The organism is Streptomyces sp. SCSIO ZS0520 (assembly GCF_025643355.1).
Classification (GTDB): domain Bacteria; phylum Actinomycetota; class Actinomycetes; order Streptomycetales; family Streptomycetaceae; genus Streptomyces; species Streptomyces physcomitrii.
The window spans coordinates 6,041,307-6,065,840 of sequence record NZ_CP092644.1 but is presented as its reverse complement, the minus strand read 5'-3'; the positions used below and the strand labels follow the sequence as shown (position 1 = coordinate 6,065,840).

The 24,534-nt window shown below is 73.3% G+C and carries 23 protein-coding genes; 16 read left to right on the top strand and 7 right to left on the bottom strand.

Annotation, left to right across the window (positions count from 1 at the left end; translation table 11 throughout):
• Positions 1-21: 21 nt before the first annotated feature.
• A complete protein-coding gene (locus tag MID12_RS24325) occupies positions 22-903 on the top strand; it encodes a DUF4429 domain-containing protein (RefSeq protein WP_186095469.1) in 882 nt (293 codons plus the stop codon).
• Between the two features lie 197 nt (positions 904-1,100).
• Here the strand turns inward: MID12_RS24325 and MID12_RS24320 are convergent, their stop codons facing one another.
• Positions 1,101-2,111 carry an aldo/keto reductase gene (locus tag MID12_RS24320; RefSeq protein WP_263170737.1) on the bottom strand — a complete coding sequence of 337 codons (1,011 nt, stop codon included), beginning with the start codon at positions 2,109-2,111 and terminating at the stop codon, positions 1,101-1,103.
• Positions 2,112-2,117: 6 nt separating this feature from the next.
• Entirely contained in the window at positions 2,118-2,585 is a 468-nt protein-coding gene (locus MID12_RS24315) for a MerR family transcriptional regulator (RefSeq protein WP_040253929.1), read from the bottom strand.
• Between the two features lie 184 nt (positions 2,586-2,769).
• On the opposite strand from MID12_RS24315, the gene MID12_RS24310 reads away from it, so the two are divergent.
• Complete coding sequence (locus tag MID12_RS24310) at positions 2,770-3,579, top strand: serine hydrolase domain-containing protein (protein WP_263170736.1); 810 nt, start codon at positions 2,770-2,772, stop codon at positions 3,577-3,579.
• A 38-nt stretch (positions 3,580-3,617) separates the two neighbouring features.
• Here the strand turns inward: MID12_RS24310 and MID12_RS24305 are convergent, their stop codons facing one another.
• Complete coding sequence (locus tag MID12_RS24305) at positions 3,618-4,307, bottom strand: pirin family protein (RefSeq protein ID WP_263170734.1); 690 nt, start codon at positions 4,305-4,307, stop codon at positions 3,618-3,620.
• An 83-nt stretch (positions 4,308-4,390) separates the two neighbouring features.
• Between MID12_RS24305 and MID12_RS24300 the strand changes: the two genes are divergently transcribed.
• The 5 genes from MID12_RS24300 to fabF all read left to right on the top strand — a co-directional run bounded on the left by MID12_RS24300 (position 4,391) and on the right by fabF (position 9,352).
• Positions 4,391-5,596 carry a PucR family transcriptional regulator gene (locus MID12_RS24300; protein ID WP_040253924.1) on the top strand — a complete coding sequence of 402 codons (1,206 nt, stop codon included), beginning with the start codon at positions 4,391-4,393 and terminating at the stop codon, positions 5,594-5,596.
• An 89-nt stretch (positions 5,597-5,685) separates the two neighbouring features.
• Positions 5,686-6,621, top strand: coding sequence for an ACP S-malonyltransferase (locus MID12_RS24295; protein WP_040253922.1), 936 nt, complete (start codon positions 5,686-5,688; stop codon positions 6,619-6,621).
• A 17-nt stretch (positions 6,622-6,638) separates the two neighbouring features.
• Positions 6,639-7,670, top strand: coding sequence for a ketoacyl-ACP synthase III (locus tag MID12_RS24290; protein ID WP_040253920.1), 1,032 nt, complete (start codon positions 6,639-6,641; stop codon positions 7,668-7,670).
• A 75-nt stretch (positions 7,671-7,745) separates the two neighbouring features.
• Positions 7,746-7,994 carry an acyl carrier protein gene (locus MID12_RS24285; protein ID WP_040253918.1) on the top strand — a complete coding sequence of 83 codons (249 nt, stop codon included), beginning with the start codon at positions 7,746-7,748 and terminating at the stop codon, positions 7,992-7,994.
• A 92-nt stretch (positions 7,995-8,086) separates the two neighbouring features.
• Positions 8,087-9,352: a beta-ketoacyl-ACP synthase II gene (gene fabF / locus MID12_RS24280; RefSeq protein ID WP_040253916.1), complete on the top strand. Its 1,266-nt coding sequence runs from the start codon at positions 8,087-8,089 to the stop codon at positions 9,350-9,352.
• 84 nt (positions 9,353-9,436) lie between these two features.
• On the opposite strand, the gene MID12_RS24275 is transcribed toward fabF, so the two are convergent.
• Positions 9,437-9,931 (bottom strand): DUF3145 domain-containing protein, encoded by a 495-nt coding sequence (locus MID12_RS24275; RefSeq protein WP_040253915.1) that lies wholly within the window; start codon positions 9,929-9,931, stop codon positions 9,437-9,439.
• Positions 9,932-10,335: 404 nt separating this feature from the next.
• Here MID12_RS24275 and MID12_RS24270 point away from each other — a divergent pair, with 404 nt between their 5' ends.
• From MID12_RS24270 to MID12_RS24260, 3 genes are all read left to right on the top strand, one after another.
• The gene (locus MID12_RS24270; protein ID WP_040253913.1) at positions 10,336-11,250 is read left to right on the top strand and encodes an SGNH/GDSL hydrolase family protein; all 915 of its coding nucleotides are present in this window, start codon (positions 10,336-10,338) and stop codon (positions 11,248-11,250) included.
• A 92-nt stretch (positions 11,251-11,342) separates the two neighbouring features.
• Positions 11,343-12,338 (top strand): aldose epimerase family protein, encoded by a 996-nt coding sequence (locus tag MID12_RS24265; protein WP_263170730.1) that lies wholly within the window; start codon positions 11,343-11,345, stop codon positions 12,336-12,338.
• Positions 12,339-12,443: 105 nt separating this feature from the next.
• Positions 12,444-13,595 (top strand): acyltransferase family protein, encoded by a 1,152-nt coding sequence (locus MID12_RS24260; protein WP_052482590.1) that lies wholly within the window; start codon positions 12,444-12,446, stop codon positions 13,593-13,595.
• Between the two features lie 70 nt (positions 13,596-13,665).
• Here the strand turns inward: MID12_RS24260 and MID12_RS24255 are convergent, their stop codons facing one another.
• Together MID12_RS24255 and MID12_RS24250 are read right to left on the bottom strand one after the other, a co-directional pair.
• Positions 13,666-14,481, bottom strand: coding sequence for an EI24 domain-containing protein (locus MID12_RS24255; protein WP_263170728.1), 816 nt, complete (start codon positions 14,479-14,481; stop codon positions 13,666-13,668).
• A 97-nt stretch (positions 14,482-14,578) separates the two neighbouring features.
• Complete coding sequence (locus MID12_RS24250) at positions 14,579-15,613, bottom strand: NADP-dependent oxidoreductase (protein WP_263170727.1); 1,035 nt, start codon at positions 15,611-15,613, stop codon at positions 14,579-14,581.
• Between the two features lie 89 nt (positions 15,614-15,702).
• Here MID12_RS24250 and MID12_RS24245 point away from each other — a divergent pair, with 89 nt between their 5' ends.
• On the top strand, positions 15,703-16,152 hold the full coding sequence (locus MID12_RS24245) for a MarR family winged helix-turn-helix transcriptional regulator (RefSeq protein WP_040253903.1): 450 nt from the start codon (positions 15,703-15,705) through the stop codon (positions 16,150-16,152).
• A gap of 86 nt (positions 16,153-16,238) precedes the next feature.
• Here MID12_RS24245 and MID12_RS24240 read toward each other — a convergent pair whose 3' ends face one another.
• Positions 16,239-17,039 carry a hypothetical protein gene (locus tag MID12_RS24240; RefSeq protein ID WP_263170723.1) on the bottom strand — a complete coding sequence of 267 codons (801 nt, stop codon included), beginning with the start codon at positions 17,037-17,039 and terminating at the stop codon, positions 16,239-16,241.
• Positions 17,040-17,190: 151 nt separating this feature from the next.
• Here MID12_RS24240 and MID12_RS24235 point away from each other — a divergent pair, with 151 nt between their 5' ends.
• The 5 genes from MID12_RS24235 to MID12_RS24215 all read left to right on the top strand — a co-directional run bounded on the left by MID12_RS24235 (position 17,191) and on the right by MID12_RS24215 (position 24,385).
• The gene (locus tag MID12_RS24235) at positions 17,191-17,829 is read left to right on the top strand and encodes a hypothetical protein (protein ID WP_263170721.1); all 639 of its coding nucleotides are present in this window, start codon (positions 17,191-17,193) and stop codon (positions 17,827-17,829) included.
• A 94-nt stretch (positions 17,830-17,923) separates the two neighbouring features.
• On the top strand, positions 17,924-19,075 hold the full coding sequence (locus MID12_RS24230; protein ID WP_263170720.1) for a MerR family transcriptional regulator: 1,152 nt from the start codon (positions 17,924-17,926) through the stop codon (positions 19,073-19,075).
• A 220-nt stretch (positions 19,076-19,295) separates the two neighbouring features.
• Positions 19,296-20,744 (top strand): acyl-CoA synthetase, encoded by a 1,449-nt coding sequence (locus MID12_RS24225; RefSeq protein WP_263170718.1) that lies wholly within the window; start codon positions 19,296-19,298, stop codon positions 20,742-20,744.
• 898 nt (positions 20,745-21,642) lie between these two features.
• On the top strand, positions 21,643-22,677 hold the full coding sequence (locus MID12_RS24220; RefSeq protein WP_263170717.1) for a rod shape-determining protein: 1,035 nt from the start codon (positions 21,643-21,645) through the stop codon (positions 22,675-22,677).
• Between the two features lie 31 nt (positions 22,678-22,708).
• Positions 22,709-24,385: a GAF domain-containing sensor histidine kinase gene (locus MID12_RS24215; RefSeq protein WP_263170715.1), complete on the top strand. Its 1,677-nt coding sequence runs from the start codon at positions 22,709-22,711 to the stop codon at positions 24,383-24,385.
• Positions 24,386-24,534 lie beyond the last annotated feature (149 nt).

Sequence of the window (24,534 nt, the reverse complement as noted above, 5' to 3'; positions counted from 1 at the left end):
CCCGCGCATACGATGACCCGCATGGGTGACGTACTGGCTGGACTTCATGCCGCCTGGGAGTTCGAACCGGACTCCGTGCTCATCCGCTTCGAACGGGGGATCCGCACGCCGAAGCTCTTCCAGGCGCTCGGCGAACGCCGCATCCCCCTGGAGGCGATAGCGGCGGTGACACTGACTCCCGGGCGACGCGGCTCGGTCGTACTGCACGCCGTGCCCAGACCCGGTGCCGACCCGCTGATGGAGGCGGCCGCCGGGCAGCTCAAGGAGGGCTGCGACCCCTACCGCCTGGTGCTGCCCGCGCAGCAGGAGACACTCGCCGAGTACTACGCCGACGAACTGCGCGCCCGCCTGGTCGAGGACGCCGCCGAGGAGTCGGACCGGCATCTGGTGGCGCCGCCCGAGCCGCCCCGGCAGTTCAAGGCCTACGACGGCAGGGCGGTCTTCGACGGCGGCGCGGTCTCCTTCCGCTGGTTCTGGACCGGCGCCTCCTCGGCCAAGTGGAAGGCCGGGGACCAGAGCTATCCGGTCGACGAGCTCACCGGCGTCGAATGGCGCTCCCCCGAGGTCTTCGAGGGCCATCTGCGGCTGCGGCGCCGCGAGGACGAGTGCCAGTCCGACCAGCCCGCGCAGCCCGACCAGGACCCGGCGGCCGTGGTCTTCGGCCTCGGCTACGGACCGGTGCACGAATCGCTGCCCTTCGCCGCCGCGGTGCTCTCGGCGATACGTTCCTCCAACGGCGCCCTGAAGACCCGCAAGGTCCCCGAGCCCGCCCGCACCGGCGCCCGCAGCGACCCGGCGGACATCGCCGACCGCATCCGCCACCTGGGCGAGCTGCACCAGGCCGGTCTGGTGACCGACCGCGAGTTCAGCTCGAAGAAGGCGGAACTGCTCGCGGAGCTGTGAGCCCGCGGCTGCCGTGATCGCGCGCGAGCCGTGGCCTCATGGATGCCGCGGCCTCACGAGCGCCGTGGCCGCACGAGCGCCGAAAGCCCACGGGCCGGGAGGGCGCCTGAGCGCCGACCCGGCCCGGAGCCAGAGGTGGGGTGAGATGAGCGGGTGCCGCCGTACCGGGCGGCCGGGTCCCGCTCGGGGGAAGCGGCTCAGTCCCGTCCCGCCGAGGTGAAGGACATGTCCGCGTAGCGCTCGCCCGCCACCTCGCCCGCGAGGGGCTCCAGGGCGGCCAGTTCCTCCGCGGTCAGGACGAGGCGGGTGGCCTCGGTGTTCTCCTCCACGCGGCTGCGCTTGCGGGTGCCGGGGATCGGCACCACGGTCAGTCCGTGCACCTGGGCCCGCTGCTGCACCCAGGCCAGCGCGATCTGCCCGGCGCTCGCCGAGCGGGCCTTGGCGATCTCGTGCAGCGGGGCGAGCAGGGCGGCGTTCGCGGCCGCGTTGTCCCCGGTGAAGCGGGGCTGGGTGCGCCGGAAGTCGTCCTGGCTCAGGTCCTTCTCGGCGTTGACGAAGGAGCCGGTGAGGAAGCCGCGGCCGAGCGGCGAGTACGGCACCAGGGCCACGCCGAGCTCGGCGGCGGCCGGGACCACCGCGCGCTCGATGTCCCGGCTGAACAGGGACCACTCGGACTGCACGGCCGCGATGGGGTGCACCTGCTGCGCGGCGCGCAGCTCCCCGGCGGTCACCTCGCTGAGCCCCAGGTGCTTGACCTTGCCCTCGCGGACCAGCTCGGCCATCGCCCCGACCGACTCCTCGATCGGCACGTTCACATCCCGCCGGTGCATGTAGTAGAGGTCGACGGCCTCGACGCCGAGGCGGCCGAGGCTCGCCTCGATGGACTGGCGGATGTAGGCGGGGTCGTTGCGGATGGTGCGCCGGGAGGGGTCCTGGGGGTCGATGGTCAGGGAGTACTTGGTGGCGAGGACGACCTCCTCGCGGTGGGCGGCGAGGAAGGGGGCGAGGAACTTCTCGTTCTCCCCCGCGCCGTAGACGTCGGCGGTGTCGAACAGGGTGACGCCGAGTTCGAGTGCGCGCTCCAGGGTGGCGCGCGCCTCGTCGGCGTCGGTGGGTCCGTAGGCCCAGCTCATGCCCATGCAGCCGAGGCCCTGGATGCCGACCTCGGGTCCGCTGGTCCCGAGCTGTGCGGTGGCGATGCGGGTCATGTGGTGTCAGTGCCTCTCCGACGCGCGGGGCGCGTCAGCGTAGATGCTGATCTTGCGGTCGAGGACGGCGAGCGTGTCCTGGAGCTCGGCGATCCGGGCCAGTACGTCACGGCGGGTCTCCTCCAGGAGCGCGGACCGCTCCGCGTAGGTGCTCTCGCCCTCCCGTACGAGTTCGGCGTAGCGCACCATCCCGGCGACCGGCATGCCCGTCAGGCGGAGCTTGCCGACCAGGTCGAGCCAGTCGAGGTCGCGGTTGCGGTAGCGGCGCTGCCCGGTGTGGGAGCGGTCCACGTGCGGCATGAGCCCGATGCGCTCGTACCAGCGCAGGGTGTGCGCGGTCAGTCCGGTGAGGGCGACGACCTCGCTGATCGTGTAGTGGTCCTGCCCCTCGGGGCGCGGATGGACCGGCGGCCGGGGAGAGCAGAGCTGTTCCGCCCGGGCCTCGGTCGCGGCCGTGGTCTCGGTCACCGTCATGCCTCCACGCTAGAACCTTGGAGTGCGCTCCAAGCAAGCACCGGCCGGCGGGCGCGGCCGGGAAGTCGCGGAACCGGCCGGACGGAAGCCTCTCCGGCCGCCCCGTGGCCGGGTGCGCACCGGGGCCCGGCCCGCCCCGCGCCTGGCTGCCGCGCTGTCGGAGCCGCCCGATAGGCTCGCCGCCATGGAGAGCCTGGCCCTGATCGAGAACTGGCCCGTACCGACCGCCGCCGCCGCGGTCGTCCGCGCGGACGGGAGCGTGGCGGGCAGCCGCGGGCCCGCGGACACCCGGTTCGCGCTGGCCTCGGTGACCAAACCGCTGGCCGCGTACGCCGTCCTGGTCGCCCTGGAGGAGGGCGCGCTGGAACTCGACCAGCCCGCCGGGCCCGAGGGCGCGACCGTACGGCATCTGCTCGCGCACACCAGCGGGCTCGCCTTCGACGAGCACCGGATCCAGGCGGCGCCCGGCGCGCGGCGGATCTACTCCAACGCGGGCTTCGAGGTGCTCGGCGAGCATCTCGCGAAGGCCTCCGGCATCGACTTCGCGGAGTATCTGCGCCAGGCCGTGCTGGAACCGCTCGGCATGAGCGCCACCTCGCTGGACGGCTCGCCCGCCAAGGACGGCGTCTCGACCCTGGCCGACCTGACCCGCTTCGCCGCCGAGCTGCAGGCGCCCCGGCTGCTCGACATACGCACCCTGGCCGAGGCGATGACCGTGCAGTATCCGGGCACCAAGGGCGTGCTCCCCGGATACGGCCACCAGAGCCCGAACGACTGGGGGCTCGGCTTCGAGATCCGGGGCGCCAAGTCCCCGCACTGGACCGGGCGTTCGTCCTCACCGCGGACCTTCGGCCACTTCGGCCAGTCCGGGACCTTCCTGTGGGTGGACCCGGACGCGGGGGCCGCCTGCGTGGTGCTGACGGACCGGGACTTCGGGCCGTGGGCCGTCGAGGCCTGGACGCCGTTCACGGACGCGGTGCTCGCCGGACTCTGAGGCGGCGCCCGCCGGGGAGCGGGTCCGCGCCATGGTGCTCAGCCCGCCGCCGGTGGAGCCCAGCCCGCCTGCATCTCCCACAGCAGCACCTCGGCCGCCCGCCCCGCGGTGAGCTGGCGGTCCTTCGCGCCGGTGATCCGCGCCGCGTCGCCCGGGCCGAGCTGCGCCGGCCGCGCGCCGTCGAGGGTGACGCCGCCGCGCACCACGTGCAGATAGAGGAAGTCGGCGTCCGGGACCGCGGTCCGCTCACCGGCCGCCAGCCTGCGGGTGTGCAGCAGGGCACCGGCGGCGGGCAGGGCGTAGGGCGTGGAGTCGGCTATGCCGCGCACGATCGTGTAGGACGGTTCGCCACCGGGCTCGCGCGGGGCCAGCCACATCTGGACGAAGACCAAGGGGCCCTCGCCGTCGTTGCGTTCGACATGGCGCACTCCGCCGCCCGCGCTGAGGTGCTGCACATCGCCGGGGCGGACCAGGGTCTCGTGGCCGGTGGAGTCGCGGTGGGTCAGCTCGCCCTCGACGACCCAGGTGACGATCTCGGTGTGGCTGTGCGGGTGCTCGTCGAAACCGGCGCCGGGAGCCAGGTGCTCCTCGTTGCAGGCGAGGACCGCGCCGAAGCGCAGGTTGTCCGGGTCGTAGTGGGGCCCGAAGCTGAAGGCGTGCCAGGTGCTGATGCCCCGGCCCGGGTCGCCGCCTGGAAAGCGCTCACCGGCGCGCCGTACGTCCGTCACAGCCTCCACGGTAGGGCCTTCCGCGGCGGGGGCCCTCACCCCGGCGCCGCACCCGCTTGCCCCGATGAGGCAGTCTTGTCCCCGTGCCAGAACCCGAAGAGAGCTCCCCCTCACCCGCCGCCGCGAAGGGCCATCCGCACCCCGCGACCCTCAAGCGTCTGGAGAAGTCCTCCGGCTCACTGGCCGCCCAGGCCATCGCGCGGATGGACGAGACCCTGCCCTGGTACCGGGCGATGCCGCCGGAGAACAGGTCCTGGATCGGGCTCGTCGCACAGGCCGGTATCGCGGCCTTCACCGAGTGGTTCCGGCACCCGGACGCGCCCCAGGCCATCTCCACCGATGTCTTCGGCACCGCGCCCCGCGAGCTGACCCGGGCCATCACCCTGCGCCAGACCGTGGAGATGGTGCGCACCACCATCGAGGTCATGGAGTCCGCGATCGAGCAGGTCGCGGCGCCCGGCGACGAGTCGGTGCTGCGCGAGGCGCTCCTCGTCTACGCCCGCGAGATCGCCTTCGCCACCGCGCAGGTCTACGCCCAGGCCGCGGAGGCCCGCGGCGCCTGGGACGCGCGGCTCGAATCCCTCGTGGTCAACGCGGTGCTCTCCGGCGAGGCCGACGAGGGCGCCATCTCCCGGGCCGCCGCGCTCGGCTGGAACTCCCCCGAGCACGTCTGCGTGGTCCTCGGCACCGCGCCCGACGGGGACAGCGAGCTCACCGTGGAGGCGATCCGGCGCGCGGCCCGGCACGCGAAGCTCCAGGTCCTCACCGGGGTGCTCGGCACCCGCCTTGTCGTGATCGCGGGCGGCAGCAACAACCCGCTCCAGGTGGCGAAGTCACTGATCGGGCCGTACGCGGCGGGCCCGGTGGTGGCCGGTCCCGTGGTGCCCGACCTGCTGGCCGCGACCCGTTCCGCGCAGGCCGCCGCGGCGGGCCTGAAGGCCTGCTCGGCCTGGCAGGACGCGCCCCGCCCGGTGCTCGCGGACGATCTCCTGCCCGAGCGCGCGATCGCCGCCGACCCCGCGGCGCGCGAGCAGCTGGTGGAGGAGATCTACAGACCGCTGGAGGAGGCGGGCTCGGCCCTCCTGGAGACACTGAGCGTCTATCTGGAGCAGGCCAGCAGCCTCGAAGGCGCCGCCCGGATGCTCTTTGTTCACCCCAACACCGTGCGCTACCGGCTCCGACGTGTGACTGACGTCACCGGATGGTCACCTTCCGATGTACGCTCCGCCTTCACCCTGCGGATCGCCCTCATCCTCGGGCGTCTGGCCGACAGGGAGACCCAGACCTAGCCTCTTGTCGGATACCCACAATTACCCCCACGGTTCTTCGTCCCTGTCCCCACGGGCGGGCGGGGCCGTCCTCACGAGAGAGTGTGAGTGTGCTCGTACTCGTCGCTCCCGGCCAGGGTGCCCAGGCCCCCGGCTTCCTGACCCCCTGGCTCGAACTGCCCGGCGCCGCCGACCGCGTCGCCGCGTGGTCGGACGCCATCGGCCTCGACCTCGCCCACTACGGGACCGAGGCCGACGCCGACGCCATCCGTGACACCGCCGTGGCACAGCCGCTGCTGGTGGCCGCCGGACTGCTGTCCGCCGCCGCCCTCGGCGAGGTCGCGCCCGGCGCCGTCGCGGGCCACAGCGTCGGCGAGATCACCGCCGCCGCCTACGCGGGCGTCCTGGACGAGGTCGCCGCGCTGAAGTTCGTACGGGCCCGGGGCCTGGCGATGGCCGAGGCCGCCGCCGTGACCGAGACCGGCATGGCCGCGCTCCTCGGCGGCGACCCCGAGACCGTCCTGCCGCACCTGGAGAAGCTCGGCCTGACCGCCGCGAACGTCAACGGCGCCGGGCAGCTGGTCGCCGCGGGCACCGCGGAGCAGCTCGCCGCGCTGGCCGCGGAGAAGCCCGAGGGCGTGCGCCGGGTGGTCGCGCTGAAGGTCGCGGGCGCCTTCCACACCCGCCACATGGCCCCGGCGGTGGAGGTCCTTCAGGAGAGCGTGCGGGAACTGACCGTGCGCGACCCGGCGTTCACGTATGTCTCCAACCGGGACGGTCAGACGGTCTCCACGGGGGCCGAGATCATGACGCGCCTGGTGGGCCAGATCGCGAACCCGGTCCGCTGGGACCTGTGCCTGGAGAACTTCAAGGAGCAGGGCGTCACCACGTTCATCGAGGTGTGTCCCGGCGGCACCCTCACCGGCATCGCCAAGCGCGCCCTGCCCGGCGTGCGGACCCTGGCGCTGAAGACCCCGAAGGACCTGGACGCCGCGCGTGAGCTGATCGCGCAGTCGGCAGCCTCCGCCGGACCGGCGCAGGCGTGACAAGGAGCCACGAGAGCATGGCGAAGATCCGCGCCGCCAAGGGCGCTCCGTACGCCCGCATCATGGGCGTGGGCGGCTACCGCCCCACCCGCATCGTGCCCAACGAGGTCATCCTGGAGAGGATCGACTCCTCCGACGAGTGGATCCGCTCGCGTTCCGGCATCGCGACCCGGCACTGGGCGAACGACGAGGAGACCGTCTCGGCGATGTCCGTCGAGGCCGCCGGCAAGGCGATCGCCGACGCCGGGATCTCGCCGGAGCAGGTCGGCGCGGTGGTCGTCTCGACCGTCTCGCACTTCGCGCAGACCCCGGCGGTGGCCACCGAGATCGCCGACAAGGTGGGCACCCGCAAGGCCGCCGCCTTCGACATCTCCGCGGGCTGCGCGGGCTTCGGCTACGGACTCACCCTCGCCAAGGGCATGATCGTCGAGGGCTCCGCCGAGTACGTCCTGGTCATCGGCGTGGAGCGGCTCTCCGACCTCACCGACCTGGACGACCGCTCCACCGCCTTCCTGTTCGGCGACGGCGCGGGCGCGGTCGTGGTGGGCCCGGCCACCGAGCCCCACATCGGCCCCAGCGTCTGGGGTTCGGAGGGCGACAAGTCCGACACCATCAAGCAGACCCTCCCGTGGACCGACTACCGCGTCGGCGATGTCGCCCACATCCCCCTGAACGCACGGGGCGAGGTGCAGTTCCCCGCCCTCACCCAGGAAGGCCAGGCGGTCTTCCGCTGGGCCGTGTACGAGATGGCCAAGGTCGCCCAGCAGGCGCTGGACGCGGCCGGGATCAGCGCGGCCGACCTGGACGTCTTCATCCCGCACCAGGCCAACATGCGGATCATCGACTCGATGGTGAAGACCCTGAAACTGCCGGAGCACGTCACGGTCGCCCGGGACGTCGAGCACACCGGCAACACGTCGGCCGCTTCGATTCCGCTTGCGATGGAGCGGCTTCTGGCGACCGGCGAGGCGAAGAGCGGCGACACCGCTCTCGTCATCGGCTTCGGGGCGGGTCTCGTCTACGCTGCCACGGTCGTTACTCTCCCGTAGGCAGCGTACGGATCTTCCGTATGTCCTCCGTTTCAAGTCGCCACACCCTCTGATACACACCGAAGGAGCGCCACAATGGCCGCCACTCAGAAAGAGATCGTCGACGGTCTCGCGGAGATCGTGAACGAGATCGCCGGCATCCCGGTCGAGGACGTCCAGCTGGACAAGTCCTTCACCGACGACCTGGACGTCGACTCGCTGTCCATGGTCGAGGTCGTCGTCGCCGCCGAGGAGCGTTTCGACGTGAAGATCCCCGACGACGACGTCAAGAACCTCAAGACCGTCGGTGACGCGACCGAGTACATCCTCAAGCACCAGAGCTGAGAGTCCGCCGGGCGCCCGGAGCCCGGACGCTCCGCCACCCGGCGGTGGCGCCGCCTGAATCCCTCCTGAACCGCTGGAGAAAGAGAATTCCTGTGAGCTCGACCAATCGCACCGTGGTCATCACCGGTATCGGCGCAACCACACCGCTGGGTGGCGACGCGGCCACCACCTGGGAGGCACTCGTCGCCGGCCGCAGCGGCGTCGGCCTGCTCCAGCAGGAGTGGGCGGCGGAGCTGCCGGTCCGTATCGCGGCCCAGGCGGCCGTCGACCCGGCCGAGATCCTGCCCCGGCCGCAGGCCCGCAAGCTGGACCGCACGGCGCAGTTCGCCCTGATCGCCGCCGCGGAGGCCTGGCAGGACGCCGGGTACTCCGGCCGCGCCGGCGAGGAGGCCGAGGTCGCCCCCGAGCGGCTCGGCGCGGTCATCGCCTCCGGCATCGGCGGTGTGACCACCCTGCTCGACCAGTACGACGTGCTCAAGGAGAAGGGCGTACGCCGCGTCTCCCCGCACACCGTGCCGATGCTGATGCCCAACTCCCCCGCCGCCAACGTCGGTCTGCAGGTCAACGCCCAGGCCGGGGTGCACACCCCGGTCTCGGCCTGCGCCTCGGGCGCCGAGGCGATCGGCTACGCGGTCGAGATGATCCGCACCGGCCGCGCCGACGTGGTGCTCGCCGGGGGCACCGAGGCGAGCATCCACCCGCTGCCCATCGTCGCCTTCGGCAACATGATGGCGATGTCCAAGAGCAACGACGACCCCGAGGGCGCCTCCCGGCCCTACGACGCCGACCGCAACGGCTTCGTCATGGGCGAGGGCGCCGGAGTCGTCGTCCTGGAGTCCGAGGCGCACGCGAAGGCGCGCGGGGCGAAGATCTACGCCGAGGCCGTCGGCCAGGGCGTCTCCGCGGACAGCCACCACATCACCCAGCCGGAACCCTCCGGCAAGGGCATCGCGCACGCCCTGCAGAACCTGGTCGACAACAACGACCTGAAGCCCGCGGAGATCGCGCACGTCAACGCGCACGCGACCTCCACCCCGCTCGGCGATGTCGCGGAGATCAAGGCGCTGCGCCAGGTCTTCGGCGACGACGTCGACCACATGGCGGTCTCCGCCACCAAGTCGATGACGGGTCATCTGCTCGGCGGCGCGGGCGGCGTGGAGACCGTGGCCACGGTCCTCGCGCTGAAGAACCGGCTGGCCCCGCCGACCATCAACATCACCACCCTCGACCCGGAGGCCGACGCGGACGTGGTCCGCGACCGGGCCCGCCCGCTGCCCGAGGGCCCGATCGTCGCGCTCAACGACTCCTTCGGCTTCGGCGGCCACAACGTGGTGCTCGCCTTCCGCACCGTGCAGTAGTCCCGGACGGCAGTACGCCGGTGGCCCGCCCCTCGTCCTGGGGCGGGCCACCGGCGTATCGGCGGAAGGAGCAGCGGGGGCGGCTCAGACGACCTGGTGCAGCCAGCGGACCGGGGCGCCCTCGCCCGCGTACCGGAAGGGCTCCAACTCGTCGTCCCAGTCCTTGCCGAGGAGCCGGGACAGCTCGGACTCCAGCTGGCTCTCGCCGCGCTGGGCCCGGGTGAGCGCGGCGCGCAGCCGGTCCTCGGGGACCAGGATGTCGCCGTGCACACCGATGACGGCGTGGAAGATGCCCAGGGCGGGGGTGGCGCTGTAGCGCTCGCCCTCGGTGCCCTCGGCGGGTTCGGCGGTGACCTCGAAGCGCAGCAGGTCCCAGCCGCGCAGGGCGGAGGCGAGACGGGAGGCGGTGGCGCTCTCCCCGCGCCAGGAGAACTCGGCTCTCCAGGTGCCGGAGGCCGCGGGCTGGCGGATCCAGTCGAGGTTCACCCGCGTACCGAGCACGCTCGCGACCGCCCATTCGACGTGCGGGCACAGCGCGCGCGGAGCCGAGTGCACGTACAGAACTCCACGTGTCGTCACCGGTACCTCCAGTCGGTACGAGTTCGCCTTTCCGTGCGGCCTCGCGACCTTGCCGAGCGATTTCCCCAAATCGGACATAGCTTGCGTGATGTAACTTAGCGGAACCGGTGCCGTGTGGCGTCACCGGTCCGAGTGGCCTCGTCGCCACCGGGGTGACGCCGGGGTGCCTTCCCCGTACGGACGCCGGGGAGCGGCACGGCCACGGGGCGAGGCTATCGTGCGGCGCCACGCGGAGTATGACGTAGCGTCCTTCCTGTTACCCGCGGATACAAAGCCTTCACCCGGCAGGATGCCGGTGCACCGCGCGCACGGCGGAGGCCCGGTGAGCAAGGCCTCACCGGGAGGCGGAACTCCTGGCGCCGCCCACACGTCAAGCAGGGGACGGAAGAGACGGACCGACCGGGATGGTTATGCGAACCAGCCGCAGGCACACCGCAGTTGCCGGTACCGCACTGCTCGCCGCCGTGACGCTCGGCGGCTGCGGTCTCTTCGGCGACGGCTCACCGGAACCGGGCGCTTCTTCCACCCGGTCGGCCCAGGGCCCGAAGGCGGAACCGGCCTGGGACGTCTCGCCGCGTTCGATGGCCGCGGTCGGGGACTCCATCACCCGGGGCTTCGACGCCTGCAGCGTGCTCTCCGACTGCCCGGAGGCCTCCTGGGCGACCGGCAGCGACAAGGAGGTGCGCAGTCTCGCGGTGCGCCTGCTCGGCACCGGCGCGGCCGAGCGCAGCTGGAACTACGCCCGTTCGGGGGCGCGGATGGCCGATCTGCCCGCCCAGCTGGACCGCGCCGCGGCGCACCGCCCCGAGCTCGTCACCGTGATGGCCGGGGCCAACGACGCCTGCCGGGACTCCGCCGCCGCGATGACCCCGGTCGAGGAGTTCCGCGCGCAGTTCTCCGCCGCGCTGCACCGGCTGCGCGAGGACCTGCCGCGCACCCAGGTGTACGTGGCCAGCGTGCCCGACCTGAAACGGCTCTGGTCGCAGGGGCGCACCAACCCGCTGGGCAAGCAGATCTGGAAGCTCGGGATCTGCCCCTCGATGCTGGCGGACGCGGACGACCTCGCGCCGAAGGCCACCGAGCGCCGCGCCACCGTGCTCAACCGGGTCGTCGCGTACAACAAGGCGCTGCGCGAGGTGTGCGCCGAGGACAAGCGCTGCCGCTTCGACCAGAACGCGGTCTTCGACTACCCCTTCGGCACCGGCCAGTTGAGCCCCTGGGACTGGTTCCACCCCGGCAAGAACGGCCAGTCGCGGCTCGCCGAGATCGCCTACCGCAGGATCACCGCGAAGGACCCCGAGGTCCGGGCCGCGCCCTGATCCCGCGCCCCGGCTCCGGGCCTGCGACACGGTCCGCGCCCCGGGTGCCGGGCCTGCGCCGGGCGGCCGGGCGCGGCGCATACCCTCGGTCCATGCGCAGAGAAGACTTCGGCACCCTCGACGACGGTACGGCCGTCCACCGCTGGACCCTCGAATCCGCGGGGGTGCGGGTGCGCGTCCTGACGTACGGCGGCATCGTGCAGTCGGCCGAGGCTCCCGACCGGCGGGGCCGCACCGCCGAAGTGGTGCTCGGACACCCGGATCTGAAGGGCTATCTGACGCACACCGGCCCCTACTTCGGTGCGCTGGTGGGGCGGTACGCGAACCGGATCGCGGGCGGCCGCTTCGTCCTGGACGAGCGCAGCTACTCCCTGGCGCCCAACGACGGCGAGAACAGCCTGCACGGCGGCGCACACGGTTTCGACAAGCGGGTCTGGGAGGCGGAGGAGGTCGACGACGGCCTGCGCCTGTCCCGGGTGAGCGCGCACGGCGAGGAGGGGTTCCCCGGCCGCCTGGAGGTCTCGGCGACCTACTCGCTGGACGAGAACGGCGCCCTGCACCTGGCCTACGAGGCGGTCACCGACGCCCCGACCGTGGTCAACCTGACGAACCACACGTACTGGAACCTCGGCGGTGTCGAGGAGGGCCGGGCCGCCTCGACCGCGGGCCACCGGCTGCGGATCGTCGCGGCGCGGCTGACCCCGGCGGGCCCGGACGGCATCCCCACGGGTGAGTTCGCCCCGGTGGAGGACACCCGTTTCGACTACCGCAGGGCGCGGCCGCTCGGCTCGGGGCTCGACCACAACTTCGTCCTGGACAAGGGGGTCACCCCGCTTCCGGAGGAGTTCGCCGAGCTGGGCGACCCCGGCAGCGGGCGGGTGCTGACGCTGTCCACCACCGAGCCCGGCGTGCAGGTCTACACCGGCGACCACCTGGACGGCGAGCCCTTCGGCCCCGGTCAGGGCGTCGCCCTGGAGACCCAGCACTTCCCCGACTCCCCCAACCGGCCCGGCTTTCCGCCCACCGTGCTGCGGCCCGACGAGGTCTACATGTCCGAGACGGTGTACGCGCTCGGCGTCCTCGACTGAGCCGCGCGCAGCGGGCGTCCACCCGGCACGGACGGCACAGAAAGGGCGGCGACGAGTGATTCCCGACACTTCGGATTCACAGGTTCGGCCACTACGGTTTCGCAGATGCCCCACGCCGGACCTGAACGAGTCGCCGCCACGTCCGCCCCGCAGGACTTCGCGTCCGCCCGCGCCTCACCCGCGGCGCGGGACCGGGCGCGGGCACCGGGCGCCGGACCGGCCGCTCGGCAGGACGGCGGCAAGCCCGCCCCGGCGGCCCGGGACCCCTTCCTCGACAACGCCAAGTACCTGACGATCCTCTGTGTGGGCGTCGGCCACTTCCTGGAGCCGCTCAGCCACGGCAGCCGCTCCACCGAGGCCCTGTACTTCGCGATCTACGCCTTCCACATGCCGGCCTTCATCCTCATCTCCGGCTATCTCTCCCGCAGTTACACCGGCACCCGCAACCAGGTGGTCCGGCTGATCGCCGGGGTGGCCCTGCCGTATCTGATGATCCAGTCCTGCTACACGCTCTTCATGCGCTGGGCCGCCGACGACCCGGACCGTGAATTCGCCTTCAACAAGCCGGGGTTCGCGCTGTGGTTCCTGGTGGCGCTGTTCCTGTGGCGGCTGACGACCCCGCTGTGGAAGAACCTGCGGCATCCGCTGGCCGTCTCCCTGGTGGTGGCCGTCGCCGCGAGCATGACCCCCTCGATGGGCGAGGACTTCTCGCTCATGCGGATGTTCCAGTTCCTGCCGTTCTTCGTGCTCGGACTGCTGCTGCGGCCCGAGCACTTCTCCTTCCTCGGCCACCGCGCGGTACGCGCCGCCGCGCTGCCGATACTGCTCTCCGCGCTGGTCGTCGCCTACTGGGCGGTACCGCGGATGGACCCGGCGTGGTTCGGCCGCACCCGCTCCGTCGACGAGTTCGGGGTGCCGACCTGGGCGGGCGTCGTGATGTTCGTGGCGCTCTTCGGCGCCGGTCTGCTGATGAGCGCCTGCTTCCTGGCCTGGGTGCCGCGCCGCCGGACCTGGTTCACCGCACTGGGCGCGGGCACCCTCTACGCCTATCTGCTCCACATCTTCCTGGTGAAGTCCTCGCGCGAGTTCGACTGGTACGAGCCCGAGTGGCTGCAGCAGCCGCTGAGCCGGCTCCTCGTCGTCCTGCTGGCCTGCGCCGTGATGACCGTGCTGTGCACTCCGATGGTGCGGCGGGCCTTCCGGTATCTGGTGGAGCCGCGGGCGGGGTGGCTGTTCGTGCGGGTGGAGGGCAAGTAGGGCGGTAGGGGGCGGGGCGGGTGGGCCGTCGCGCGACCGCCCTTTGGCCGCCATGGGGCCCTCAGTCCCGTCAGTCCCGGAAGTGCGCTCCGGCCGCCTCGACCGGCTCGGCCGCCTCGGCGACCGCGGGCTCCTCCGCGGACTCCTCTCCCAGGAGCCGCCGGGCGAGCAGGGTGGCCCCCGCGACCGCGCCCGGCATCAGGAACACCGCGACGAAGGGCACCAGGAAGGTGACGGCCAGGGGTGTGCCGAAGCCCCAGACGAGGCGCTTGTGGGAGCGCAGCAGGGCGAGGCGTTCGCGGAGTTCGATGCCGCGCCGCTGGAGGGCGATGGCGGTCAGCTCCTCGGTGAGGAAGAAGCCGGTGACGAAGAAGCCCACCACCGGGACCACGGTCTGGCCCACCACCGGCACGAAGCCGCAGGCGAAGAGGAGCACGCCCCAGAGTCCGGCCCGTACCAGGATGCGCAGGCTGTCACGGGCGGAGATCCACAGTTCGCGCAGCAGCGGCAGGCCGGACTCGGGGGCGAGGCCGTCCGGGGAGGCGCTGCGGTCCACGCGTTCCGAGAGCTTCTCGTAGAAGGGCTGGCCGACGAGGAGGGTGACCGCGGTGAAGGTGAGCACCGAGAGCAGGAGCGCGAGGGCGAAGAGGACCACCGTGAGCAGGCCCCGGAACAGGCCCTGCCAGGGCGAGGACCAGTCGTCGGCGAAGGGTGTCGCCCAGCCGACGAGGTCGGAGCCCCACAGGGCGAGCGAGGTCAGCGCCGCCGCGTAGAGGACCAGGGTGACGAGTCCGGGCAGCAGCCCGAGTCCGTAGCTCCTGCCGTGGGCGGCAACCCACCGCTGCCCTTTGACCAGTTGCTTGAAGCCCGCCCCGAGATCACCCATGACCGGCACTTTACCCGCGGGGCGGTGCCGCTCCCGGGGGTGCCCCCGCGAGGGCCGTGTCCCCGGAAGCGGCGCCTTGCGCGAGCCGCTGCCGCTCTCAGTCGAGGGTGACGAGCGCCTTGCCGGAGTTCTCGCCGCGGAGCATGCCGAGGAAGGCCTCCACGCCGTTCTCCACGCCCTGGTAGACCTGTTCGCGGTAGGTGAGTTCGCCGGAGCGGATCCAGGCGGAGACCTCCTGCACGAACTGCGGCTGGAGCGCCTTGTGGTCGCTGACGAGCAGGCCCTGCAGGCGCAGCCGCTTGCCGATGATCTGGGTGAGGTTGCGGGGCGCGGGAGTCGGCTCGGTGGCGTTGTAGACGGAGATCATTCCGCAGATGACGGCGCGGCCGAAGACGTTGAAGGAGGAGAGCGCGGCCTCCAGGTGCTCACCGCCGACATTGTCGAAGTAGAGGTCGATGCCCTCGGGGGCGGCCTTCTTCAACTGCTCGGCGACCGGACCGTCCTTGTAGTTGAAGGCCGCGTCGAAGCCGTACTCCTCGGTGAGCTGGCGCACCTTCTCGGCCGAGCCCGCGGAGCCGATGACCCGGGCCGCGCCCTTGAGCCGGGCGATCTGGCCGACCTGGCTGCCCACCGCGCCCGCGGCACCGGAGACGAAGACGGTGTCGCCGGGCTTGAAGGAGCCGACCTCCAGGAGACCCGCGTAGGCGGTCAGGCCGACCATGCCGAGCACGCCGAGGTAGGCGGAGAGCGGGGCGAGCGAGGGGTCGACCTTGGTGGCCTGGGCGGCGGGCACCTCGGCGTAGTCGCGCCAGCCGAGGGGGTGCAGCACGGTGTCGCCGACCGCGAAGCCCTCGGCGGCGGAGGCGACGACCTCGCCGACCGCGCCGCCGTCCATCGGCTGGTCCAGGCGGTAGGGCGGTACGTAGGACTTGGCGTCGTTCATCCGGCCGCGCATGTACGGGTCGACGGAGAAGTGCAGGTTGCGCACCAGGACCGAGCCCTCGGCCGGGGCCGACAGCGGGATCTCGCGCAGCGCGAAGTCCTCGGGGACCGGCCAGCCCTCGGGGCGCCGGACCAGGTGCCAGGCACGGGCGGCGGCGGGGAGGGCCGGGGCGGAGGGGGCGTCGGACATACGGGTCACCTTTCGGAATGCTTCACCAGGTGAAACAAACATGCCTCTGGATATTTCATGGTGTCAAGTAACTGGGTAGAGTGGTGTCCATGGGCACAGGCAACACCACCCCGGACCCGCTGACCCTGGAGGTCGTCGACCTCATCGGCAGTGTCGTGGCCCGCTACCACCAGGAGTACGAGCAGGCGGCGGCCCGGCACGCGCTGACCGGCCCGCAGGCGCGGCTGCTCGGCCTGCTCTCCCTGGAGCCGCTGCCCATGCGGCGCATCGCCCAGCGCCTGAAGTGCGAGCCCTCGAACATCACCGGGATGGTGGATCGCCTGGAGGCCCGCGGCCTCGTCGAGCGGCGCCCCGCCCCCGACGACCGCCGGGTCAAGCTCGCGGCGCCGACCGAGGAGGGCCTGCGCACCGCCCGGGGCCTGCGCGAATCCCTGGACTTCGCCCGCGAACCGCTCTCCGCGCTCACCGAGGCGGAACGGCTCGCCCTGCGCGATCTGCTGCAGCGCATGCTCGGCGACGAGGGCGAGAACGCGGGCTGAGGACCAGGACGGAGAAGGGCGCGGAGCACCGGGCGGCGACCCCTGGAACCCGGCCCGCCAGGTGGCTCAAACCGCCGCCGGATGCCTCACAGGCACCACCACAGCCAGGGATTGCAGGTCTCCGAGGGCTCCTCGGTGGGCGTGGGTTCCTCGGTGGCGGGCGGCGGGGTGCTGCCGGGTTCGGTGGTGCCGGTGTCGGGGGGCGTGGTGGCGCCGGGCTCCGAGGGGGTGCCCTCGTCCCCGGTGTCGCCGCCGCCCGGCGTGCCGCTCTCCTCGTCGCCCTTGCCCTTGCCGTCCTTCTCCTTGTCCCCGTCCTTGCCCTTCGCCTTCTTGCTCGACGAGGGCGAGGCGGTGTCGGAGGCGGACTCCCCGGCGGAGGCTCCGGGCGAGGGGCTCTCGCCGGGTGCGGCGTCCTCGCCCCCGGCCGAGGCGGAGCTGCCGTCCTCGCCGGTTCCCCCCTCGGGCACCGAAGCGGCCCTGGGTGCCTGGAAGGGGGCCTCGATACCGAGTTCGGCGAGGCTCAGGGCGCCCGCGGCGAGGACGATTCCGGTGGCCACGAGGAGGACGCGGCGCCGCTTGCGCCGGTGTGTGCGGTTCTTGGCGTTCTTCGCGCGCCGACCGCCGCCCCGGGAGTCGCGCGGGCTCTCGGTCCCGCGGGCGTCGCGCGGACTCCCGCTCTCCGCCTTCCTGGCGCGGGAGTTGCGGGCCCGCCGGTTCTGCGCGCGGCCGCCGTGCGAGACGGGAGCCGCGGCGCCGGCGTCGCCCTCCCCCCGGGTCTCGTCGGCGCGGGCCCGCCCGTACTCGCGGCAGGCCTCGGCGGGAGTGGCGCAACCCGGGCAGACAAGGGCGCCGTTGAGATGCCGACGGCAGGGCTGGCAGTAATCCATGACGGTCGAAGGCTAGGGCGCGGGCATGACACACCGGAAGCGCGCGCTGTGAAAGTTGTGTGCAAGGGGGTTTGCCGTCGGCGTGGTGGCTGCCCAGGAGGCCGGGGCGCACGATACGGACCTCTCGGCCGGGATGGGTCAGGATGGGGACATGCCCACCGACCCGAGCGCCGGTCCGCCTCCCGGGCAGCGGCCGGAGCCCCTCACCCCGCTCGACTTCCAGCTGGTGCTGCTGCGCCGGATGGCCGACCACCAGCCGGAACTCGTGGAAGAGGCCCGCCGCGAGCTGGGGGCCTCGGCCACCCGGATGCGGGAGGCCAACCGCCGCTGGCAGGCGATGCTGCGGTCCCCGGGCGGGGGCCGGGGCGCCGGTCCGCACCGCTCCGTACTCGGCCCGCCCGAGCGCGAACTCACCCGCCGGGTGGGCGAGTTGGAGTGCACCGCGCTGCTCTGGCCGGTGCCGCTCTGGCCCTCCCTGCGCTTCGAGGTGCTGCTCGCGCCCGGCGGCGCCCGCTGGAACGAGTGGCTGATCCGCGCGCCGGGAGCCGGTCCCGCCGCCCCGCGCGGCACGGCGGACCTGCGCCCCTGGACGTACACCGTGGAGGAGGTGGCGGGCGCCTTCGCCCCGGCTCGGCCTCTTGAGGGCACCGCGCCCACCCGCTGGGGCCTGGCCTTCGAGGCCCCCGACGAGCAGGGGCGGCGGCGGGCCTGCGTCGCCGAGTTCACCTGGGGCCTGCTCCAGCGCTTCCGTACCCGCGACGAGGGGACCGAGGCACCCGCGGGCCCCTGAGAACCGGGCGCCGGGCATGCCGCTTGACCTTCCCCTTCGGGCAAGCCGCAGCATCGGGAGCACCGGGCGAAGGGCCCGGTACGAGGAGGACGGCATGCGGCAGGGACCAGGGCGGGACGAGGACGGGCGGCGGCTGCTGACCATCGGCGCCTTCGCCAGGGCAGCCCGGCTCTCGCCGAAGGCGCTGCGGCTCTACGACGAACTGGAGCTGCTGCACCCGGCCGAGGTCGACCCGCACACCGGCTACCGCCGTTACGCGCCGGGCCAGTTGGCGCAGGCGCGGCTGGTCGCCTGGCTGCGCCGGCTCGGGATGCCGCTCGCGCGCATCCGCGAGGTGACCGCGCTCTCCCGGGCCGAGGCCGCCGCCGAGATCCGCGCCTACTGGGCGGGGGTCGAGGCGGAGACGGCCGCCCGCCGGGATCTGGCCGCCTTCCTCGTGGACCAGCTCTCGCGCCCGTCGCCCCGGGCAGCGCCGGACGCACCGGGAAACGGAGAACCACGGATGACCTCTCGGACACTCTCCCTGCGCTTCGCCTCGGCGACCGACGCGGGACTGATACGGCCGGTGAACCAGGACGCGGCGTACGCGAGCGCGCGGGTGCTCGCGGTCGCGGACGGCTTCGGGGCGGGCGGCGCCGAGGCGAGCAGCGCCGCCGTCGAGTCGCTGCGGCAGTTGGACGGGGCCGCCGTCACGCCCGGCGACGTACTGAACCTCCTGGAGGACGTGAGCCTGCGGGCCGACGAGGCGGTGCGCGAGGCCGCCGAGGGCGACGCGTCGGTGGGCACCACGCTGACGGCCCTGCTGTGGACCGGCGCCGAGCTGGGCCTGGTCCACATCGGGGACTCCCGCGCCCTGCTGCTGCGCGAGGGCGAGCTGCTGCGCATCACCCAGGACCACACCCACGTCCAGTCCCTCCTGGACGAGGGCCGCCTCACCGCGCAGGAGGCCGCCTCCCACCCGCAACGTGCCCTGCTGACACGGGCGTTGACCGGCGCCGGAGCGATCGGCGCGGGCACCCCCGGTGACCGGTCGCCGGACCTCCGCCTCCACGAGGCGCGGCCCGGCGACCGCTATCTGCTCTGCTCGGACGGGCTGTACTCGGTGGTCCCGGCCGAGGAGCTGCGCTCGGCGCTCGCCGCGGCGGACACCCCCGGGGAGGCGGTGGCCGCACTGGTGCGGCTGGCCCGCGCGGCGGGCGGCCCGGACAACATCGGCTGCGCGGTGGCCGACGTGCACGCCCGGTGACCCAGGTCTCGCTCCGGCCCCCGGTCCGCGCCCTCGGCACCCCTCAGTCTCCGGGCGGCCGGACCGGACGCAAGGCCCCGGTGGTACAACGGCCGGGTGGATCACGGCACCGCGGCCGCCGACGACCACCCCGGACCGCCGCGGACCGCCCCTGGACACCGATGACTACCTTTGACCGCCGATGACCGCCGATGACCGCCGAAGGCAAGGAGTACGCGTCATGCCCCCTCTGTTCCCGGCCCTCCAGCAGGGCTCGGACCTGCCTGCCGTCCAGTTCGGCGAGCGCTCCCTGAGCTACGGGGAACTCTTCGCCGCCGCCGAGGCGCTCGCGGCGCGACTGGACGGTGCGGTCCGGGTGGTGGTCTGGGCGACCTCCTCGCTGGAGACCGCGGTGGGCGTGGTGGCCGCGCTGAGCGCGGGGGTGCCGGTCGTCCCGCTGAACCCGAAGTCCGGCGCGAGCGAGCTGGGGCACATCGTCTCCGACAGCGCCCCCTCCCTGGTGCTCGCCGCCTCCGGCGACGAACTCCCGCCCGCCCTCGCCGAGTTGCCCCGGATCGACATCGACGTGCGGGCCACTGCACCCGCGGACCGCACCCCCGTCGCCCGGGCGGAGGACGATCCGGCGCTGGTCGTCTACACTTCCGGCACCACCGGCCCGCCCAAGGGCGCGGTGCTCTCCCGCCGCGCGGTCGCCGCCACCCTGGACGCGCTGGCGGACGCCTGGCAGTGGACCGAGGAGGACGTCCTCGTGCACGCCCTGCCGCTCTTCCATGTGCACGGGCTGATCCTCGGCATCCTCGGCCCGCTGCGCCGGGGCGGTGCGGTGCGCCACCTCGGACGCTTCAGCACCGAGGCGGTCGCCAGGGAGCTGACCAAGGGCGGCACCATGCTCTTCGGGGTGCCGACCATGTACCACCGCATCGCCGAGTCCCTGGAGACCGAGCCCGAGCTCGTCGAGGGGCTGCGCCGGGCCCGGCTGCTGGTCTCCGGCTCGGCCGCGCTGCCGGTCCACGACCACGAGCGCATCCACGCGGCCACCGGCTGCCGGGTCATCGAGCGGTACGGGATGACGGAGACCCTGATCACCACCTCGGTACGGGCGGACGGCCGGCCCCGCGCCGGAACCGTGGGGGTGCCGCTGGCCGGGGTCGAACTGCGCCTGGTGGACGAGCAGGACGGACTCGTACCCGAGGACGACCCGGAGGGCGTGGGCGAGATCCAGGTGCGCGGCCCGAACCTCTTCACCGCCTACCTCAACCGCCCCGAGGCGACCGCGGAGGCCTTCGCGCCGGGCGGCTGGTTCCGCACCGGGGACGTGGCGGTGCGGGAGGCGGACGGCTATGTGCGCATCGTGGGCCGCAAGGCCACCGACCTGATCAAGAGCGGCGGCTACAAGATCGGCGCCGGGGAGATCGAGAACGCCCTGCTCGAACACCCGGGGGTGCGCGAGGCCGCGGTCACCGGCGAACCGGACGCGGACCTCGGCGAGCGGGTCCTCGCCTGGATCGTCCCCGCCGACCCCGCCGCGCCGCCCGCCCTGGCGGAGCTGGCCGACCACGTCGCCGCCCGCCTCTCCCCGTACAAGCGGCCCCGCGCGGTGCGCTATCTGGACCGGCTGCCGCGCAACGACATGGGCAAGGTACTCAAGCGCACCCTGGGCAACGACTGAGCGCACGGGGCGAGTTGACGCGCGCCCGGCCCTCTCGCGCCACGAACGGAACCGTACATACGAACAGGCAAGCAGGTGTTCCCTTGAACAGGTGATCATCGCGCAAGAGATTGCGCGGGGTCCCCGTGACGGACGATGCTTACGGTGCGCAAGCGACGGGCTGCAGACCGTGATTGCGACTCCCGGGCTCATGTCCCAAACGGAGTACGGGAGTTGGTCCCACACAGCACGACCATCAAGGAGAACCACGCACCATGAACTTCCTCACTGACGTCCTCGCCGGTCTGATCCACCTCGTGGGCTGGCTCGTCTGAGCCGAGACCCGCGAGGGCCGGCCGACGTCGACCCGACGTCGCAGGCGGCGCCGTCTCCCCCGTCCCAGGGGAGGCGGCGCCGCCGCGTGCGGGGTGGCCTTCTCCTCCGAGCCGGGCCTCGCGTCGGTGGCCGACGGCGCCGCCCTGCTCGTACGCCGGTGCACCTGTACGTCGTCGCCCGTACGGCGACCTGCTCGTACGCCCTCCCGTTCGTACGCCGTCCCGTCCCTGCGTCGTTCCGCGCGGACCGCTCGCCGCGGGAGCCGCGCCGTGACCGCCCGCCCCTCGGCTTCCCGGCTTCCCGGCTTCTCGGCGTCCCGGCTTCTCGGCGTCCCGAGCACCGCGAGCCTCCCCCGCCCCCGGCACCCGGCACCCGACACCCGACCCCTGAGGCGGACCCGACCCGGAAGCACCCCGGCGCCCCCAAGATCACCCGGTCGACCCAAGAAGGCTTCCCCCGCCGCGACTTCACCGCGACGGCCCCCGCCCGGACCAGCTCAGCGCGCGGATATGCCCGTTTCGGCGGACGATTTTCCCAGGACCGCCGACCGGCGCTCCGTCCGGTCGCCCTCGGGAGGATCACCATGACCGCCAGTCTGGAGGCGCTGCGCCGCTGCCATCTCGCCGTCGACCTGGGTGCGGCCAGAACCCGGGTGTACGTCAAGGGCGCGGGCATCGTCGTCGACGAGCCCAGCGCGGCGGCGGTGAACACCCGGACCGGCGCGCTGATCGCCGTCGGGACGTTCGCCGAGCAGATGACGGGCCGCACCCCCCACTACATCCGAGTGGTCCGCCCGATCTCCGGCGGCACGGTGGTGGACATCGAGATGGCCCAGCGCATGCTGCGGCACCTGATCGGCGAGAAGCTCCGCCGCAATCTGCGGCGCAACCTCCGGCTGCGGGCGGCCGTCTGCACCCCGCACGAGGCGGATCCGCTGGCCCAGCGCGCCGCGATCGAGACCATGGTGGGCCTCGGCGCCCGCCGGGTGGAACTGGTGGACACCCTGGTCGCCGCCGCCGTGGGCTGCGGTCTTCCGGTGGAACGCCCCGAAGCCACCATGATCATGGCCTGCGGGGCCGCGACCACCCAGGTGGCCGTCCTCTCCCTCGGTTCCATCGTGCGCGCCGAACGCGTACCGGTCGGCGGCGAGGCCATCGACCACGCGATCGTGCAGCACCTGCGCCAGGCCCATGAACTCGTCACGCCCAGCCAGTCGGTGCGCCCGCTCCAACTCGCGCTCTCCGGCGGCGGCCTCGTCCAGGACGGCCCCGCCTCCACCGAGGTGCACGGCCGGGACGTGGCCACCGGGGTGACCCGCTCGGTCCAGGTCGACAACGCGGCCGTACGCCGCGCCATCCGCACCCCGCTGACCGCCGTGCTCGACGGCATCGGCAGGGTGCTGCGCGACTGCCCGCCCGATCTGGTGGCCGACCTCGCCGACACCGGCATCATGATGGTCGGCGGCAGCGCCCTGCTGCCCGGCTTCGACGACATGGTGCGGACGTACACGGGCATGCCGGTGCACATCGCGGAGCGGCCCGAGATGTGCGCGGTACGCGGCGTCGGCGCCATGCTGGAGGGCGAGATCCGCCCCCTGGTGCTCGACCCCCTCGCCTGACCCGCCCGGAGCGGCGAAGGCCTCTCGCACCATGACCGGCCCCGAGCGGCACGGCGAACCCCCGGACGAAGCGGTTCCGGCGGACGAGGCGGTTCCGGCGGACGAGGCGGTTCCGGCGGACGAGGGAACCCCCGAAGCCGAACTGCCGCGCCTCCCCCCGCTGTTCGAGGCCGTCCTCTCCATCGGCGGCGACATCGAACTGCCCGCCACCCTCCAGGGCGTCGTCGACCAGGCGACCTCCCTGACCGGCGCGCGCTGCGGGGTGCTCGCCGTGCTCGACCTCCTCTACGGCCGCCCGCCGGAGCTGTGGACCGCGGGTGTCGGCGCCGCCGACCGCTCCCGGCTGCGGCGGCGGCCGCACGGCCACGACGGACTCCTCGGCGTGCTCGGCCGGGCCGCCCAGCCGGTCCGCTTCACCGAGCCCGCGCTGCCCGGCGCCGAGGCCTGGCTCGGGATGCCGGTCCGGGTGGACGAGACGGTCTACGCGCTGCTCTACCTCGCCGAGGACCCGGCCGCCCCCTTCACCGAGCACGACTCCCAGATCCTGCGGCTGATCGCGGCACACGCCGGGGTCGCCGTCGGCAACGCCCAGCTGTACGAGACCGCCCGCCAGCGCGAGCACTGGATCGCCGGCACCGCGGCCGTCACCACCGCGCTGCTCACCGGCGAGGGCTCCGCGGACGCGCTGACCATCGTCGCCGAGCAGGCCCGCCGCCTCGCCGACGCCGACGCGGGGGTCATCCTCCAGCCCACCGCCGAGGGCGGCATGGAGGTGGTCACCGCGGCCACCGACCGCGACCCGGGCGGGCTGATCGGCACCACCATCGAGCCGGGCAGCGAGATCCTGGAACAACTCCTGGCCGGGGAGCCGGTGTTCATCGACGGCTCCACGAACGACCCCCAGCTCGGCAGCCGGGCCACCGCCCACCGCTTCGGCCCCAGCATGCTGCTCCCGCTGGAGGCGGACGGGCGGCTCATCGGCACCCTGGCCCTGCCCCGGCGCCTGCGCGGCCGCCCGTACACCCATGTGGAGCGGCTGCTCGCCGCGCAGTTCGCCTCGCAGGCCGCGCTGGCGCTGGTCCTCGGCGAGATGCAGCGCAGCCGCGAACGCCTCGCCGTCTTCGAGGACCGCGACCGGATCGCCCGCGACCTGCACGATCTCGTGGTCCAGCGCCTCTTCGCGACCAGCATGATGCTGGAGTCCACCGAGCGCCGGTCCGACGAGGACGGGGTACGCCATCTCCTGGGGCGGGCCGTCGACGAACTCGGCTCCACCATCCAGGAGGTCCGCACCACCATCTTCACCCTCCAGCAGCCCCCCGCGGACGCCCCCACCACCTTCCGCGGCCGGGTCCTCCTGGAGACCGCGGGCGCCGCCGCGGTCCTCGGCTTCCAGCCCTCGGTGCAGTTCTCCGGCGCCCTCGACCACGTCGTCGGGGACCTGGCCACCGGGCGCCTGCTCGCCACCCTGCGCCGCGCCCTGGCGGCCGCCTCCCGCCGCGGCGGGGTCAGCCGCATCGAGGTCTCGGTGGCCGCGGTCCCGCTCCCGGACGGCCGTCCCGGCGTACGGCTCCGCGTCCACGACGACGGCCGCCCCGACGAGCCCCCTCCTTCGGGCCCTCCGGGCGGCGGCGAGCACACCTCCGGTACGGCGGTGGAACGGGACCCGGACGGCGGCACGACGGTCACGTGGGAGTCACCGCTGTGAGGGGATCAGGGGGTGCCGGGAGCCGGCGCGGGAGCGGGTGCCGGTGCCACTCGTCCGGGGGCACCCAGCACTCGTATCCCGGTCCCCGCGCAGGGCGTTCGCCTGCGGGAACCGCCGGGGCACTACGCGCGTCCTCATGCCTGAAGCGA